11 protein-coding genes and 2 pseudogenes are annotated in these 17627 nt (G+C 66.1%); 10 read left to right on the forward strand and 3 right to left on the reverse strand.

All coding sequences use genetic code 11. The features are described 5' to 3' along the window. The gene (locus ACGFIE_RS30960) at nt 1-7164 is read left to right on the forward strand and encodes an RHS repeat-associated core domain-containing protein (RefSeq protein WP_393301357.1); all 7164 of its coding nucleotides are present in this window, start codon (nt 1-3) and stop codon (nt 7162-7164) included. Nucleotides 7165-7879: 715 nt separating this feature from the next. Here ACGFIE_RS30960 and ACGFIE_RS30965 read toward each other — a convergent pair. Continuing rightward, nucleotides 7880-8443, reverse strand: coding sequence for a GntR family transcriptional regulator (locus ACGFIE_RS30965; protein ID WP_393301360.1), 564 nt, complete (start codon nt 8441-8443; stop codon nt 7880-7882). A gap of 158 nt (nt 8444-8601) precedes the next feature. On the opposite strand from ACGFIE_RS30965, the gene ACGFIE_RS30970 reads away from it, so the two are divergent. The 5 genes and pseudogenes from ACGFIE_RS30970 to ACGFIE_RS30990 all read left to right on the forward strand — a co-directional run bounded on the left by ACGFIE_RS30970 (nt 8602) and on the right by ACGFIE_RS30990 (nt 13203). Then, nucleotides 8602-8925 carry a hypothetical protein gene (locus ACGFIE_RS30970; RefSeq protein ID WP_393301363.1) on the forward strand — a complete coding sequence of 108 codons (324 nt, stop codon included), beginning with the start codon at nt 8602-8604 and terminating at the stop codon, nt 8923-8925. A gap of 26 nt (nt 8926-8951) precedes the next feature. Next, nucleotides 8952-10432: pseudogene (locus ACGFIE_RS30975) on the forward strand (FtsK/SpoIIIE domain-containing protein). Then, nucleotides 10390-11730: a replication initiator gene (locus ACGFIE_RS30980; RefSeq protein WP_393301443.1), complete on the forward strand. Its 1341-nt coding sequence runs from the start codon at nt 10390-10392 to the stop codon at nt 11728-11730. The pseudogene ACGFIE_RS30975 and the gene ACGFIE_RS30980 overlap by 43 nt, the downstream one beginning before the upstream one ends. Continuing rightward, complete coding sequence (locus tag ACGFIE_RS30985; protein WP_183218303.1) at nt 11727-11915, forward strand: helix-turn-helix domain-containing protein; 189 nt, start codon at nt 11727-11729, stop codon at nt 11913-11915. Before ACGFIE_RS30980 ends, ACGFIE_RS30985 begins: the two co-directional genes overlap by 4 nt. Next, complete coding sequence (locus ACGFIE_RS30990; RefSeq protein WP_393301366.1) at nt 11905-13203, forward strand: tyrosine-type recombinase/integrase; 1299 nt, start codon at nt 11905-11907, stop codon at nt 13201-13203. Before ACGFIE_RS30985 ends, ACGFIE_RS30990 begins: the two co-directional genes overlap by 11 nt. A 47-nt stretch (nt 13204-13250) precedes the next feature. Here the strand turns inward: ACGFIE_RS30990 and ACGFIE_RS30995 are convergent, their stop codons facing one another. Then, nucleotides 13251-13406 carry a hypothetical protein gene (locus tag ACGFIE_RS30995; protein ID WP_393301369.1) on the reverse strand — a complete coding sequence of 52 codons (156 nt, stop codon included), beginning with the start codon at nt 13404-13406 and terminating at the stop codon, nt 13251-13253. A gap of 274 nt (nt 13407-13680) precedes the next feature. On the opposite strand from ACGFIE_RS30995, the gene ACGFIE_RS31000 reads away from it, so the two are divergent. From ACGFIE_RS31000 to ACGFIE_RS31010, 3 genes are all read left to right on the forward strand, one after another. Further along, on the forward strand, nt 13681-14838 hold the full coding sequence (locus ACGFIE_RS31000) for a helix-turn-helix domain-containing protein (RefSeq protein ID WP_393301372.1): 1158 nt from the start codon (nt 13681-13683) through the stop codon (nt 14836-14838). Nucleotides 14839-15021: 183 nt separating this feature from the next. Then, nucleotides 15022-15336 carry a hypothetical protein gene (locus ACGFIE_RS31005; protein ID WP_393301375.1) on the forward strand — a complete coding sequence of 105 codons (315 nt, stop codon included), beginning with the start codon at nt 15022-15024 and terminating at the stop codon, nt 15334-15336. 20 nt (nt 15337-15356) lie between these two features. Further along, nucleotides 15357-16001 carry a hypothetical protein gene (locus tag ACGFIE_RS31010; protein ID WP_393301378.1) on the forward strand — a complete coding sequence of 215 codons (645 nt, stop codon included), beginning with the start codon at nt 15357-15359 and terminating at the stop codon, nt 15999-16001. A 429-nt stretch (nt 16002-16430) separates the two neighbouring features. Here ACGFIE_RS31010 and ACGFIE_RS31015 read toward each other — a convergent pair. Further along, nucleotides 16431-16865 (reverse strand): annotated as a pseudogene (locus ACGFIE_RS31015) (GntR family transcriptional regulator); the annotation flags it as partial. A gap of 193 nt (nt 16866-17058) precedes the next feature. Between ACGFIE_RS31015 and ACGFIE_RS31020 the strand changes: the two are divergent. Next, nucleotides 17059-17394, forward strand: coding sequence for a hypothetical protein (locus ACGFIE_RS31020; protein WP_393301381.1), 336 nt, complete (start codon nt 17059-17061; stop codon nt 17392-17394). Nucleotides 17395-17627 lie beyond the last annotated feature (233 nt).

Genomic DNA, 17627 nt, shown 5'->3' on the forward strand with positions numbered 1-17627 from the left:
GTGCGCAATCTGCTTCATATTGACCAAATTCAGCCCGCCCGGCTGAAACACGTGGAGGCGATGGTGTTAAAAAAGGTGGACGCGCGGACGCGCGTTCTGCTGTCCGAACGACGAGGAGTCACCAGCCGCAGACGTAAGCTGCTGGCCGGCCTACTCGTCAGCACGCTCCTGGGCGGCACAGCCGTGGTCACCCCGGCAAGGGCAGAACCCGAGACGACGCACCTTGCCTCGCAACGGGAAAAGCTCGACAAGGACGGCCAGCGCGTGAGCGGCAGGGCGTGGCCGTACAGCCCACAGAAGCGGGACGCGACGCCCGTACCGGTGTGGCCGGCCGCCGGCATCGCACGCGCAGCGCTCACCGACAGCAAATCGGCCCGGGCCGGCGCCCTTCCAGTCTCGGTCACTCGCGCGGCCGGCGCGGCCGGCACCCGGGTCTCCGACGTGACGGTCCAGCTCCTGAACAGGGCCACCGCCCCCGCCGCTTGGCGAGACGGGCTGCTGATGCGGGTCGGCACGCCAACCGACAGCCCTAAATCCGGCAAGGCGAAGCTCTCGGTGGACTACCGCTCGTTCCGCCACGCCTACGGCGGCGACTGGGCATCCCGCCTTCAGCTGTGGCAGCTCCCGGAGTGCGCGCTGCTCACCCCGGGACGCGCCGGCTGCGCGGCCACCGCGTTGCGCTCCCGCAACGACACCCGTACCGGCGCCGTAACCGCCGAGGTACCTGTCACTCCCTTGGACCCGGCCGGCGTGTCCACCAGGAGCGGGCAACTCGCCTCAGGGCGGACGGTGACCGCGCAAAGCGGCACCCTGCTCGCCCTCGCCTCCGGGCCGTCCGGATCCGACGGCACCTTCACCATCAGTTCGCTGTCCGCCTCCTCGACCTGGGGGGTCGGCGGGGCAACCGGGGGCTTCACCTGGTCGTACGGAATGCGGACACCACCGGTCACCGGGCCGGCGCCTGGCGTAAATATCAGCTACTCGTCCGCCAGCGTGGACGGCCGCTCGGAGGCATCGAACAACCAGCCGACCTGGCTGGGCGAGGGCTTCGACTACTGGCCGGGCTACATCGAACGGCGCTACGTCTCCTGCGCCGACGACATGGCCGACGACAAAAACGGGGCTGCCCCGAACAACACACGCAAGACCGGCGACGAGTGCTGGCGTTCGGAGAACGCCGTGATGAACCTGGGTGGCAAGGGCTCCGAGCTCATCTACGAGGCGGGGAAAGGCTGGCACTCGCGTAACGAGGACGGCTCAAAAATCGAGAAGCTGACGGGATCCGGCAGCGACGACAACAATGGTGAGTACTGGAAAGTCACCACGACCGACGGCACGCAGTATTTCTTCGGCCGGCACGCCCTGCCCGGCCAGACCGCGGTGACCGACTCGACGTGGACCGTGCCGGTGGCCGGCAACCACCTCAACGAGCCGTGCCACGAGTCGTCGTACACCTCGTCGTTCTGCGACCAGGCCTGGCGCTGGAACCTGGACTACGTGGTGGACCCCCGGGGAAACACCGCCTCGTACTGGTATGCCAAAGAGGCGAACAAGTACGCCCGCAACATCAGCGACACCGACGTGGTGCCGTACACCCGGGGCGGAACGCTCACCCGGATCGACTACGGCACCTGGGACCGCAGCTCCACCGATCGGTCGGTGAAGGCGATCGGCCAGGTGCTCTTCGACGCCAAGGACCGCTGCCTCACCACCTCCTGCGGCACGCACGACGCCACCAACTGGCCGGACACCCCCTGGGACCAGGAGTGCACTGGCAGCCCCTGCACCCGCAAGTACTCGCCCACGTTCTGGACGACCAAGCGGCTGGCGAAGGTGACCACGAGGGTGTGGGACACCACCAAGGAAACCCCGCCTGACTGGCAGGACGTCGACGTGTGGACGTTCACCCACTCGTTCCCGCCGATCGGCGACGGAAGCGACCACCCCGGCCTCTGGTTGGACAAGATTGACCACGCCGGCCTCATCGGCGGCACCGCCACCATGCCACCGGTGACATTCACCCCTGTGTCGATGCCCAACCGGGTGCTGACCGACAACACCTCGACCAACAACTGGCAGCGGCTGGACTACATCGTCACCGAGACCGGCGCGAAGATCGACGTAGCGTACAGCTTGCCGGAGTGCACCTCAGCCAACATCTCCAGCAACCTTGCCAACGCAGCGACAAATACCAAGCGCTGCTACCCGGTTCTGGTCGTTGACCCTGACGACCCTGCCGGCGTGAGGCTGACCCCGCACTGGTGGCACAAGTACGTGGTCAAGGAGATCGCCGAGGCAGACGTCCAGCTCACCGACGGCCACCAGGCGCCGCCGAAGTACACCTACTACGAATACGTTGGCGATCCGGCGTGGCACTACGCCGACGATGACGGCCTCAGCGAGGCCAAGTACAAGACGTGGAACCAGTTCCGCGGCTACGCGACCGTTAAGGTCCGCACCGGCGACGTGCCGGGCGCGCAGACCCTGACCGAGACCCACTACCTGCGGGGAATGAACGGCGACCGGCTCGCCACCTCCGGCGGCACCCGAACGGTGACCGTGTCCGCCTCGCTGGGCTCGGAGACGGTGTACGACGACGACCAGTACACCGGAATGGTGCGCGAGCAGATTACCTACAACGGCGACGAGTCGAAGCCGATCGGCAAGACGGTGAACGTGCCCTGGATGTCGCCGGCCACCGCGACCCGCACCATCAACGGCGACACGGTGACCGCGCGCTACACCAACACCCGGGCCAGCTACAACGCGACCGCGCTCGGCCCGGACGGGGCGCGTGGCTGGCGTACCACCCGCACCGAGTCATGGTTCAACGGCACCTACGGCACCCTCGACAAGTCGCAGGACAGCGGCGACCTGGCGAAGACCGGCGACGAAACCTGCACCACCTACACCTACAACCGCAACACCGGCCTGAATATGGTGGGCACGGTCAAACAGACCACCACCACCGCCCTGGCCTGCGGCACGGCTCCGACCACCACCGACCACATCCTCTCCGACAGCCGCAACTACTACGACGGGGCCACCAGCCCGGACACCGCGCCCACCTACGGCACAGTGACCAAAATGGAGTCCCTCAAGGACTGGACTCCCTCCGGCGGCACGGTATGGCAGACCGCCGGGCAGGCTGGCTTCGACATCCACGGCCGGCAGACGTCGGCGACCGACATCAAGGGCAACGTCGTCACCACCGAGTACACGCCAGCCACCGGTGGCCCTGTCACCGCCATCACCACGAAGCGGGGTGCTCCCTACAACTGGACCAGCGCCATGGAGATGAGCCCCTACTGGGGCACCACAACGAAAACGACCGACCTCAACGGAGCGGTCTCCGAGGCCTCCTACGACGCGCTGGGTCGGGTGTACCGCGTCTGGGGCCCGGGCTGGGCCCGCAACGGACACGAGACCAGCCCATCGGCGGAGTACAGCTACTCGTTCGCGCCGAACCGGGACGCCTACCCCTACACCACCTCAAAGAACTTGAACGCGGCCGGCGGCTACAAGGTCACATACCAGATCTTCGACGGCCTGCTCCGGCCCCGGCAGAGCCAGACCGCTTCAATCGTTGGTGGCGCCACCGTCGTCGCCGACACCCTCTACGACAAGTCCGGCCGGGTGGCGGCCTCCTACCAACCGCACGCCGAGCCCGGCGCACCGTCCGGCAAGCTCTGGTGGGTACCGGAATGGTCGGTGCCCGCGATGACCAAGCCGCTGTACGACAACGCCGGCCGGACGACCGCGCAGATCTTCCTGTCCGGCGACGGGATCACCAACCTGGTCGAGAAGTGGCGCACCACCATGGCGTACGAGGGTGACCTCACGAAGTTGACGCCGCCACCCGGTGCCACGCCCAATACCACGCTTACCGACGCGCAGGGCCGAACCGTAGAACTGCGCGAGCACACCACGGTGCAGGGCGTGGCAGGGGCCTACCTGGCCACCAACTACACGTACAACGGGAAAGGTCAGCTCACCCAGATCACCGATGCCAAGGGTGACCGGTGGACCTACAAGTTCGACGTCAAGGGCCGCCAGTGGCAGACCACGGACCCGGATGCTGGCACGACCACCTTCGAGTTCAACGACGCCAACGAGGTCCAGAAGACGACCGACGGCCGAGGTGAGGTGCTCTGGCACACCTACGACGCCCTTGGCCGAAAGACCGAGCTGCGCGACGACACATCCACCGGCGCGCTACGGGCCCGCTGGAAGTACGACACCCTCTACACCACCTCGACCCTCCGGTCGAAGGGGCAGCTAACCGAGGCGTACCGGTACGACACGGTTGGCACCACCACCAGCATCTACAAGTGGCAGGTAGGCACCTTCAACCAGCGCTACCAGCCCATGAGCGTCAATTACGTCATCCCAACGGCTGAAGGTACCGGGCTGGCGAAAACCTGGACGTTCGGCTACGACTACTCCCCATACGACGGCAGCCCCACCACCGTCAACTACCCGGACGGCGGCGGGCTTGTCGGCGAGACCGTCACGACCGTCTACGACGCGACCACGGGACTACCCACCAAGCTCCAGTCCTCCGCCACCGGCGTGACCAACTACGTCGCCGCGCAGCAGTACACCGAGTTCGGCGAGCCAACCGTCACCACCCGCAAGATGGCCGGCGGCGTCTATGTACAGGACACCGCCTGGTACGACGAGGCCACCCGAAGGCTCAAGCGCACGGAGGTCAAGCCGGAAACGGCCACCGGCACGGTCTCAGATCTCGAATACTTCTATGACGAGGCCGGCAATGTCACCTCCCTCGCCGACACACCACAGGTCGGCTCTACCGACGTCCAATGCTTCAACCAGGATGTGCTGGGCCGGTTGACCAGTGCATGGACCCCAAAGGCAGGGGTTGCCTGCAAGACCGCTCCGACCGCATCGAACCTCGGCGGACCGGCCCCCTACTGGCTCGACTGGAGCCACGACGAACTGGGCAACCGCAAGAAAGAGACCAATCACAGCCTCGCTGGCGACACCGTCCGCGACTACACCTATCCAACCCCGGGCCAAGACGTAGCCCGGCCACACGCCGTAACCAAGGTGACGACCACCGCCCCGGGCGCGCCGCCAGTCGAAACCAACTATGGCTACGACAACAGCGGCAACACCATCTGTCGACCGAACGGCTCGGCAACCAACACCTGCCCGCCCAACACCGCGTCGCAGAATCTCAGCTGGGACGCCGAGGGCCACCTGGTCAACGTCTCAGGCAGCGGAGCGGCAGCCGGCAGCAACATCTACGACGCCGACGGTACGCGCCTGATCCGGCGGGACTCCACCGGCACCACCCTGTTCCTTCCCGGGCAAGAAGTTCGCCGGGACAACAACGGAACCCTCAGCGGCACCCGCTACTACAACTTCGGCGGCAAGCTCATCGCGTCCCGAAACGCCGGCGGCGTGACCTGGCTCTTCACCGACCGCCAAGGCACCCAGCACACCAGCATCGTCGCCGCGAGCCAAACGGTAACCACGCGCCGACAGACACCATTCGGCGGCGCCCGGGGTACCGATGCGACGTGGCCCAACGAGAAAGGGTTCGTCGGGGGAGACAAGGATCCCAACGGCCTGACCCACCTGGGCGCCCGGGACTACGACCCAGGCTTGGGACGGTTCATCTCCGTCGACCCCATCCAAGACCTCGCCGACCCGCAGCAGTGGAACGGCTACGCCTACGCCCACAACTCACCGGTCACCTCCAGCGACCCGAGCGGACTGATCGACCCGGACTGCAACCAAGCAAACATCGACTGCTCCGGCTATCAGATGGGGAATGAGCAGGGCAATCAGGAAGCGAAGGATCCGGACAACCCCTGCTGGCCGAGCTATTACTGCCCCCCTACGAACGGCATGGCCGGCCCGCCGGTACAACACCACCAACCCACGATCAACGACAAACTCGCCCAGCGGGTGCCGGGCGGTATTCCGGATTACGTTCTGGCCAGCGGTCACTACCACGGAAGCCAGCTTTTCACATACAACGAGGCATTCCAGTGGGCTGCCCAAGACCCGAGCTATGCGAGCTACATGTGCTATCACATCCTGAATCTCTCCGAGTCGACCTGTGACGGCTTCTACGAGAAGATCAAGCCGGCCTCGCCCGGTGGTCTGACAGCATTCCTTCAGCTTGTGGTGATCACTGCGGCTGTCGCCTGTGTGCTCGTCGGTCCGGAATGCTTCATTCCAGCTGGCGCTAGCATCGGCGAGTTCGCGGCCTCAGGAACGATCGTCGGCGCGCCCGGCATCGGCGCGGTCACGGGTTATCTGGGAGTCGGTGGCGGTGCCGCGTACGCGTTCGGCGCTGCGGAAGATGGCGCGGGTGCAGTAGCCGGTGCCGAAGAGGGAGCTGGCGCTCGCTTCCTGGGTTCCGCCTGCAGCTTCGATGGCGATACTAAAGTGTTGATGGCCGACGGCAGCGCCATACCGATCAAAGACATCAAAGTCGGCGATCAGGTGGCGGCCACCGACCCGGAGACGGGCGCGAAGGGAAGCCGGCCTGTCACTAACCTGTGGATCCACCAGGACACCCTTCAGGATCTCCTGATCGCCGGCAAAGTCCTCTCCACCACCGAGGACCACCCCTTCTGGAACGTGACCGACCAAAGGTGGGAGCGCGCCGACGAGCTCGACCCCGGTGACTTGCTCGCCACCCCAAACGGCCCAGGCATCGCGGTGGGCCGGCTTGCACCTGGCACGGCACGTACAGATGCGGCCTACAACCTCGGCGTCGAGGGCATCCACACGTACTATGTGCTCGCCGGCAAAACCCCGGTGCTTGTCCACAACACCGGCCCAGGCTGCGGCTCACTTTGGATGAATCCGGATAAGCTTCCGCATCACTACATGCGAACGAGCGAAGAAGGGGTAATGCACGCGGCTGATTTTGGTGTATCCGGTCCCTATAACAAGGTGAATGGCCAAGCCTTTATCGGTGCTGTTGAACGGTTCACGAAGAGCCCAGGAACCATCCAAGTTCGGGGCACCTTCCGGGGACAAGATGCGATTCACTACGTCGACCCTGATACGGGACTCCATGCCTCATTCGCGGCCAATGGGCCGAGCGTTGGCGAATACTTGGGTGGGTGGAAATCCGGTGGTGATCAGCTAACCTACCTGCTTCAACAGGGTAAGCTCTAGGCCGATCGTGTTGGAGGAAGATGATGGAAGATGAACTACGTATTCGCCTTTCACGGGACCAAGCGATCGTTCTTTCCGCGTGGCTCGATCGGCAGATGACAAAGCCGTCGTTCGCTGAAAATGCAATCGATGATCGCGCTGTCTGGTCGCCTCTGCTGAGGATATCGGGGACTCTCGAACAGGCGCTCGTGGAGATATTTCGCGGTGACTACAATCAGGTGTTGGATTCATCGCGCGGAAGGCTGATTGCAGAGCTTGGAGACTTCGGGGCGCCTGAGTCGTCCCGCTAGTTCTTCGTGCAGTGGCGCCATTGCTGAAAGTGGTGGCGCCACTGCTTTGTGTGTAAGTGTGCGCGGTTGGTCGCATGTGTTGCTGTCAGCGCTGCTGTCAAAGACCGATCACATATGTACAATTATGAATGTAAGGGCGTGTTTGGGGCAGCGGGCAAGTTGTCCGGTGGAGCGGCTTTTAGCGTCGCGGAGCTTGCTGCCTGAAGCGATCGCCATGGTCCAGCGCCCCGATGTCGTTACTCGCCGCACGTGGCTGGCTGCATCTGGCGCGTTCGAGTGGGCCCGTTGAGTAGGTGCGTGCGCGCGGGGCCGCAGGCCTTGAGCGCGTGCGCGCGGCCCGGCGCAGCCGGGCCGTTCTTGATCCTGTATAGCTTTTCTTAGCCAATCGGCTGCTGCGGGCTTCGTTGGCGCTGGGGCTGTTGCGGCTACTTGGTCGGCTTGCGGGCGCGGCGCGTCTTCGCCGGCTCGGGTGCTGCTGGTGCGGCGTCGGCTGGGTCGATGCCGGCGTTGGCCTTGTACTTCGCGATGTCCTCGGCGAGATCTTGGTGTGCTGTGTTGAGGTCGGCGAGTTCCTGAGCGGCGACGTTCATGCCGTGGACGTCTTTGGCCATCATCGCGTCGACGACGCGGCCGGCGATCTCGTTCTGTTTCAGGAGGAACTGGGCGACGCGTCGGTTGAGGTCCGGGTCGTCGGCCATGGCCGCAGTGCCGCCGCGGGTCGGGTCGGGTCGTCCGTTGGTGCCGATGCGGTCGGTGGCGAGTGGGTGCACGAAGGTGCCTTTGCCGACGACGGCGTAGGTGAGTCCGAGGTTTTGCAGCTCGCGGAGCGCGCGTTGGGCGGTCATCGACGCGACCCCGTGACTCTCGGCCATCTTTCGGGCGGTGGGTAGTGCGTCCCCGCCGTGCAGGGTGCCGGTGCGGATCTGGTCGATGATGTCGTCAACGACTCGTTGGAACAGGGCGCGTTTGTCGTCGGCAGGGTGCGTCATGGGCTGATCGTAACCATCTTGTCCTGGTTGAGCTACACGTGCTTCCCAAGATTCTTCACCATAAGCTCTTGACTCGATCACGATTGTCACGTGAAGCTTAGGTAACTTAGGAACCATGCCGTTGGGGTGTGGTTCCGTCGAGTCAAGGAGTTTCAACCATGTTGGTACTGCCGATCGATGGCAGTCGGGCGTTGCTGGTGTTGGCGACGCCCGTACCGCAGTACAAGGACAGGTCCGCCGGGATCGTGGCGACGGACCGGGTCACGGGTGCCCCGCTTGTGGAGGTGCCAGTGGCGCTCACCGTGGATGGTGGGCAACCGCAGGTGTTGCGGATCTCGCTGCCCGAGCCGGGCGTGCCCAAGGGCCTGGTCGTGGGGCAGATGGTCCGCGCGTCGGAGTTGATATTCGTGTCGGGGGAGAAGAACGGCCGGACGTGGCAGATCTTCCGGGCCGCGTCGTTGACGGCGGTGAAGCCCGGATGATCACTGTTCCCGATCCCCGTCTGACCATGCTGGTCCCGGCCGCCATCCTCGCCCTCGCCGCCGTGGTGGGGCTGGTCTGGCTGGCCATCCACGCGGTGCGCTACCTGGCCACGGCTCAGTCACTGCGGCCGGTGCTGCGCCGGGCCTGGCGGATCAAGTACACGTGGAAGCGCACCGCCCGCCGGGTCGGCCTCGTGCAGACCGAACGGACACGTCCCCCGTGGTGGTCGAACCGCCCGGCCACGGCGGTGATCGTCCGGGAGTTGGTGCCGGCGATCCGGGTCGCGGTTGAGCCGTGGGGTGTGCGCGTGGACGCGTCCACGGTGGGCCGTCTCGGCGTCGACGAGTTCCAGAACGCCGCGACCCATCTCGCCGACGTGTGGCGGGTGGGTCAGGTGCGCGTCGAGCAGGCCCGGCCGGGCCTGGTCCGGCTACGTGTCCTGATCACCGACCCCCTCACCAGCCACACCCAGTGGACCGACGACGCCACCGGGACGGCCGGTCCCGCGCTGTGGCTGGCCGGTATCGACGCCGACGGCCAGCCGGTCACCATCCGCAGCTCCGGAGTGTCCGGGGTCGTGGTCGCGGGCCTGGCTGGCTACGGCAAGACCAGCTTCCTCAATGCCCGGTTCTGCCAGCTCGCTCCGTCGTCGGCGGTGCAGTTCGTGCTCATCGACGGCAAGGGCGGCCCGGACTACGACGACCTGTTCACCCGCGCCTGGCTGTCGGCCAAGGACGACCCGCAACTCGTCCGAGATCACCTCGTCCGGGTGCGGGATCTGATGGTGGCCCGGCAGCAGACGATCCGGGCGGTGCTCGGGGTCAAGAACATGTGGCACGTCGGCCCGTCCGAGACCTGGCCGTTGGTCGTGGTGGTTGTCGATGAGGCGCATACGTTCCTGAACGAGACCAAGGGCACCGACGCCGACTCCAAACGCCTCGACGCCCTCGCCCGGGAGACGGCCAGGCTGACCGAGGAGCTGATCCGTAAGGGCCGCAACGTCGGCATCCAGGTCATCCTGGCCACGCAGAAGGCAACCGGTGACGCGATCCCCACGAAGATCCGGGACAACTGCCAGGTGGCGGTGTCCTTCGCGCAGCGCACCTCGGAAGCGGCCACGGCGGTACTCGGCTCCGACATCAGCGGCTACCCGGACGAGCATCCCCGCCGGTTGCAGGACCCGGCGTATGTCGGGGTGGCGTCGATGGTCGCCGAAGGCCGTCCCGGGTTCACCCTCGTGCGTACCCCGTACGTGCCCGACGCGGTCGCCGACCGGATCGCCGCCCAGACGACGCATCTGGTGCGTGACCCGCTCGCGTTGCTTTCGGCCGGGGCGGAAGTGATGACGCATGGGACGACCTGACCGGTATCGACGGCGGCAGCGGCCCATTCCGCCAAGAACAACACCGCTGCCCCCGTCACCTACCAGCCCCGACCCCCAACCGGGAGCGGGAACCGCCCCGATCTTCGCACCCACCGCCAGCGGTGTCGACCTGGACGCGTTGACCCGTCTCGCTGAGGCCGAACAGGCACAGCAGCGTGCGGGTGAGTGCGCTCGGCCGGTGCTGCTGTCCGGCCGGCGCCTGCTCGTGGACCCCGGAACCGGCCGGATCGTCGACCAACTCGACACCGCCGATACCGGTCACTCGATCGGCGTGCGGTGCCGTAACCGGCGTCGTGTGGTGTGCCCGGCGTGTTCGGCGTTGTATCGGCTGGACGCGTTCCATGTGTTCGCAGCCGGCCTACGCGGCGGCAAGGACACCCCGGCCCTGGTCGCGGATCATCCCCGGCTGTTCGTCACGCTGACCGCGCCGTCGTTCGGCCGCGTGCACTGCGGCCCCGCACGTGACGGCTCGCCACACCGGTGCCATCCGCACCATGGTTGCGGGCGCTGGCACGGTGTTGGTGATCCGGCGATCGGTACCGCGATCGATCCGGGCGGCTACGACTACGGCGGGCAGGTGTTGTTCAACGCCCACGCCGGAGCGTTGTGGGCGCGGTTCACCATCGACGTTCGTCGTCACCTGGCCTCCGCGGCTGGCTTGACCCGGGTGGTGGCTGCCGGGCAGGTGCGGGTGGTCTTCGCGAAGGTCGCCGAGTTCCAGACCCGGGGCGTGGTGCACCTGCACGTCATCGTCCGCCTCGACGGCCCGGCCGGGCCGGGCTCGGCACCACCGGCGTGGGCCACGCTGCGACGGCTGACGACCGCGATCCGCGCCGCCGCCACCGGAGCAGGGATCACGCTTCGTGGCTCCCGGATCACCTCGGCTCGGGTGCTGCGCTGGGGATGCCAACTCGACATCCGGCGTATCGGCGGTCACGGGATGTCCGACGTGGCGGTGGCCGGGTATGTCGCCAAGTACGCGACCAAGTCCACCGAGGCCGCCGGGGTCGACATCCCGCCATTGTTCTGCCGCACCTGCATCGGGCGCGGCGTCACGATGCAGACCGGCGGCCGGCTGTGCCGTTCCTGCAACGGCACCGGTCGGCGACCCGGCATCACGCTCGATCATCTGACCGACCACGTCCGCACGCTGGTCGACACGTGTTGGAGACTCGGCGGGCACCCGGAGTATGCCGGGCTGCGGCGGTGGGCGCACCAGCTCGGCTTCCACGGCCACTTCGCGTCGAAGTTACGCGGCTACTCCACCACCTTCGCCGCGCTACGCGCCGAACGCCGCACCTGGAGCACCCTCAGCCAGGTCGAACGCCTCGGCCTGCCCACCGGTACGCCGCTGCTGGTCGTGTCCGACTGGCGCTACACCGGCCGACCCGACCACGGCCGGGACAGGTGGTCGGCATGAGCGTCGATCTGTTGACCGTCGATGACGTGATGGCCCGGCTCCAGATCGGCCGGCACACCGTCTACCACCTGATCCGCACCCGCCGGCTGCACTCGGTGCGCATCGGCCGCTGCCGGCGCATCCCCGCCACCGCGCTCACCGCTTACCTCGACACGCTGACCAAGGAGGCCGGCGATGGCCGGTAGAAGAAAGGCCAACGGCGAAGGCACCATCTTCCAACGCGCCGACGGCCGCTGGTGCGGCTCCGGCTACGTCCTGGCCGCCGACGGCACCCGCAAACGCATCTACGTCTACGGCACCACCCGCCGCGAAGCGGCCGACAAACTCGCCACGAAACTGGCCGACTCGAACCGGGGCCTGGTCGTGGCCGCCGACGCGAACCTGACTGTCGGCGACTACCTGACGGCCTGGCTCACCGGCGTCGCCCGGCACCGCCTGCGGGCAACCACCTATGTCACGTACGAGTCGCTGGTGCGCCGGTTCCTCATCCCTGGCCTCGGCCACCGCAAGCTCGCCACCCTGACCGTCCGCGACGTCCGCGCGTTCCTCGACCGGATCGCGACCGTGTGCCAGTGCTGCACCTGGGGCTGGGACGCCAACCGGGACCCGAACCACCGACGCACCGACCGGCGTCCGCGTTGCTGTGCCATCGGCGCGTGCTGCGGCAAGCACATCCGCCCGGCCACCGTCCGCTACATCCGGGCCGTGCTGTCCGCGGCTCTCGCCGACGGAGTCCGCGAGGACATCCTCGGCCGCAACGTCGCCTCTGCGGTCCGGCTGCCCACCCCGCGCAGCGACTTCCAACCCTTCACCGTCGGGGAAGCACGTCGCTACCTGCTCGCCGCCGCCTACCACCGGCACGGCCCGCTGTTCGAACTCGCCTTGCGCACCGGGCTACGCCAAGGGGAACTGCTCGGGTTGCGCTGGGACGACATCGACCTGGACGCCGGGCACCTGCATGTGCGGCGCACCCTGGCTCGTACCCGGGGCGGCCACACGTTCCAGCCGGTCAAGACGCACCGCTCGGCCCGGCGCATCGTGCTACCCCGCGACTGCGTCACCTCGCTCAAGCGCTACCGGACCCGTCAGGACATCGACCGCCGCGAGGCCGGCGACACCTGGAAAGAGTCCGGGCTCGTGTTCACCACCGGCATCGGAACGCCGATGGACCCGGCCGCCGTCTACCGCCACCACCAGGACATCTGCGACCTCGCCGACGTCCGCTACATCCGGTTTCACGATTTGAGGCACACCTGTGCCACGCTGCTGCTGGAACAGGGCGTGGACCTGGTCACGATCAAAGATTTGCTCGGTCACGCGCAGATCCACACTACCGCTGACGTGTACTCCCACGTCCGGCTCCGCATGCAACGCGCCGCCATCGAATCCATGGGCGACGCCCTCGACACCGACGACGATCCAGAACCCGACCCCGACCCCGACCCCGACCCCGACGATCCTGCCCAGAGTTGACATCTGTGATCTCCGCCCGGCTCTCACCGGCCGGGCGGCGATCCACCCTATCGCTCGGTGTCGGTGGGCATCTCGTACGGCCAGGTGAGGAACCGCCGGTAGAGCACGCCTGCCGGCATCGCTGCGAGATCGGCGCACGCCTGCACGAAGCACGCCGACAGGAACACCGACAGCGACACCCGCGCATCGGCGTACTCAGCCATGAGTTGCCGCTGTCGGCTCGGGCACGGCCACGGTCGCCCGCACGCCGCGCATGTCCACACCGGACGGATCGGCACGTGCATCGACATGGCAGCGATTCCCTCGGCTGGTGGGCTACGGTGGGGAAGACCGGTATGTACCGCATGCTGCCAAGAACACGGATCGACGACGGGTTCTGAGCCACCGCGACCGGCCTTCCCCGGATCGGCACCAACAGGTCCGGTACTTGCGAGCGCGTTCCCGCTGGGCCTGCCACCAAGCATCGGCGTTCAAGGGATGAACATGGAAGACAACGGCCGTCTCCCGCCGTCTCCACCCAGCGGAGACCTCGCCAACCGGCTCCGCGCCGCCCGCGAAGCCGCCGGGCACAGCCTCGCGACCATGGCCGCGCTGACCCACTTCAGCAAGCCCTACCTCGGCCACGTCGAGACCGGCCACCGCCACCCCACCCCGGACGTTATCGACCGCTACGAACAGGTCCTCGGCGTCCCGATCGGCATCCCCCACGACCCGGTCCGCACCGCCCACGAATGGCTCTGCGGCAACCAGCCACCCGCCGGACGCACACCGAAGACCGGCCGCCGCCTCGGCACCGCCCAACTCCGCCGCCTCGAAGCCCGGGTGATCGAGCTACGCCACCGTGACGACGTCGTCGGCAGCCGCGAACTACTCCCCGTCGTGCGCGCCGAACTCGACGCCGTCTGCCGCCTGGCCGACGAAGCGGTCTGCACCGACCGCCTCGGCACTCGCCTGCATGTCGTGATCGCCGAACTTGCTCAACTCGTCGGCTGGATCGCCTCCGACGCCGGGCACTACCGGCACGCCGAACAGGCATACCTCACCGGCGCCGCCGCAGCAGACACGGCCGGAGACCGAGTCCTCGGCGGACAACTACTGTCCAGCCTCGCCTACCAGATCACCAACATCGGCAAACGCGAAGACGGCCTACTCATCGCCAAAACCGCCGTCGCCGGCGCCACCGACGCGACCCCGGTCGCACGGGCGTTGCTGCTGGAACGCCTCGCCTGGGCCGCCGCCCGCTGCCACGACTCCGACACCTGCCGCCGCACCCTGGACGCCGTCGACGACGCCTACGACCAGTGCAGCCCCGGGATCACCGAACCGGAATGGGTGTACTGGCTCAACCGCGCCGAGATCGACGTCATGGCCGCCCGCTGCCACATCCAACTCGGCCAACCCGCCGCCGCTGAACCCCTACTCACCCGCGCCCTGGCCGACTACAACCCCGACCACGTGCGCGAGGTCGGCCTCTACCAAACCTGGCTCGCCGAAGGCTACGCCCGCACCGGCAACCACGACGCCGCCCGCCACATCCTCGACCAGATCAACACCAGCGCCGTCGACGCCGGCTCCGTCCGCCTCCAACGCCGCATCGACGCCGTCACCCGCCTGACCACCACCGGCAGCCACTGACCCACCCGGCCGATCAGCGGCGCTGTCGAACGCCCACGTGCGCCCACGTTGCTGTCACGGCTGCTGTCAACATCTGCATTCATCGATGATGGGCAGTCGGTGAAGTTGACCGGCTCCCAGCTCAGGGCCATGATCCATGCCATGCTGCCGCCTCGTCCGCCGTAGCTGCTCCACACGTACTATGTGCTCGCCGGCAACACGCCGGTGCTCGTGCACAACACCAATGGTTGTCGGACTGTCTCAAAGTATGAGGACATCACAAGCCCCGGCGCCCGCATGCCGAATAGGCTTACTGATGTCGGCCCCAATGAATTCGGGCAGAATCTTGAGGCAAACGGGTGGGCCCGTATTGACAAGGGCCCTAACATCATGTACGAGAAGGATGGGGCAAGGTACTTCCTGCGCGGGAAGGCTGACAGTTACGGCGGGTGGACGGCGGACTTCTACAAAGCGGGATCCAAAAAGGCCGATTTGAAAATCAGGCTGGGCGACGACTGATGGCAGAGGCGAGTTCGATCGTGACTGATCGCAAGGGGTATTTGGACGTTCGGGCCCACGTTTCGAGAGTCTTCAATTTTGATGCCAGGCTGCCCGGCCAGGTATTTAGGGGGGATGCGCGAGGGTCTCTGTTCTGTGAGTTTGACGCGGTCCTCGCCCCGGAGTTTTGGCTCGCGCTTCGCGCGATGGCCGGATGGCATGGTGATAGGCAGGTTGAGCTGCTTGTTCTTGAACCAGATTGCGATGATTTTTACTTTCCGGAGTATGGGATGTATCCGGCAGTATCGCTATCCGCCGAGGCTGACGTAGACGACTACTGGGCGGCGATCGGTTATGAGCCGGACGATGAAGTTCTGGGGTCGATCGCAATCTCAGCGAAAGTCATTGCGGTGACCGGACCTTCCGGAAGGTGGGGGTGCTGGGGTGAGAGGGATGCTGAAATAGCGGTTTTCCAAGGTTTCCCGAATATGCCTACGCGGAATGAATGGCGGGCGCAGTTCGGACCATTTCTGGAGGTGTCCGGAGCATTGGAAACTTATCTTCCCTTGGCCTTCGCGGGTCGGACCGTCCCTGGCGAGTACGCCGCCATCTTGGCCACCAACTATGGACCCGGGACCGATCCACCTTTACGAAATCACGACGGCCGTACTACGTCGCTGGCTTAGCACCCTTCCGGCGGTGACTGCTGCACCGTGAACAACAACCACGATTTCACTGTGGGTAATGACGTGCTGTCATTGGCCATGGCGGTCCGCCGGGGTTGCCGTCACGGTTGCCGTCACATGCATCTAGCTGATGTAGATGTATCGATGAAGGTCTCGGCGGGACGGCGACCTGATCCGGTGGCGTGCCGCGTAGCGGTGCGGCGTCGATCCCCGGAACCACGTGGCGAGGGTGATCGGTGGTGGGATCGTCACGGCCTCGGCTGGCGGGCGGCCGTACTCCTGTGCAGCGGTTCGGTGTTGGTGGGCGTGCGCGCGGGGCCGTAGGCCTGTAGCGCGTGCGCGCGGCCCGGCGTCAGCCGGGCCGTACTTGATCCTGTAGAGCAGTTTTGAGCCAGTCGGATCTTGGTCGAGGGCCTTGGTCCGGCTGGCTTACTGCTTCGGTGCGCGGTCGCGGCTGCTGCGGGGACGCTTGGCGGGCGGCGAGGGCTGGTCGCCGTCGTTGGCCCGTTGGAGGTGGTCGGGCTGTTGGGCGAAGTTGCCTCGGTCGGCCTGGTATTTGATCACTTCGTCGATGAGGTCGTTGTTGGTGTCGGCGTGGCGCAGCAGGTCGTGCAGGGCTGCGTTCTTGTCGTCGGCCGTGCGGGCGTGGTGGTAGCGGATGGTGATGGCCTGCTGGTCGGCGAGGTAGGCGGCGACTCTGCGGCGGAGGTCGGGGTCGTCGATGGGTTCGCGGAAGGCACCGCCGCGTAGGAGGTCGAAGGCGTCGGGGTGCACGAAGGTGCCTTTGCCGGCGACGCTGTAGGTGATGCGCCGGTGTTGCAGTTCGCGTAGTGCGCGTTGGGCGGTCATGGAGGCCGCCCCCCACCTCGGATAACGCCACCCATCGATGCCCTGACCACTGAACGGCGCGGACGTCTCCCCAGGTTGCCGTCACGGTCGCCGTCAACACCGATAGATTTCGATGCGGCGAGTTCGTGCCACACGCGAAAGGCCAGGTGAAACGCCATGAAAACGTAAGTCACACTGCGTGACGGGGTGAAAATCCCACACGTACTATGTGCTGGCCGGCGACACGCCGGTCCTCGTCCACAACACAGGGTGTGGTCCGACGGCGCGGTTCGAGGTCGACTCAAGCGGTGTCGCAACCGATCTAAAGCCGCTCGGCCGGGGTTCTACTGGACGTGCGACTCCGAATAACCTGACCGAGCAGATGGCGATGCACGAGGCGATGTCCAACCCGGCGACTGGTAGGCAGCTTCGCATTACCATGACTGATCCGCGATGGCTGTCTCAGGATGGTTGGGTGAAGATGTCGAACAATGTTAATGGTGTTGAGATTCACTATGTTAGGAATACGGTTACCGGGCAAGTAGATGACTTCAAGTTCAAGTGACGGGCAGTTGGATGATTGTCAGGTGTCGCACCAACAAAGGATACTCGCTGCCCTCGGATTACCGGGGCCTCTACTTCACGGAGCGTACCCGATTTGACATAACGCCAGGTCAAAGCTATCGCGTCTACGAAATGGCGCTGTTCAACTCGGGGCTCACTGTGCTACTAGTGGACGACAAGCGGCAACCCAATTGGTATCCGATGGAGTTGTTCGAAGTGGAAGAGGGAGCCCTG

The organism is Micromonospora sp. NPDC049275, from assembly GCF_043197115.1.
In the GTDB taxonomy this organism is placed as follows: Bacteria; Actinomycetota; Actinomycetes; order Mycobacteriales; family Micromonosporaceae; genus Micromonospora.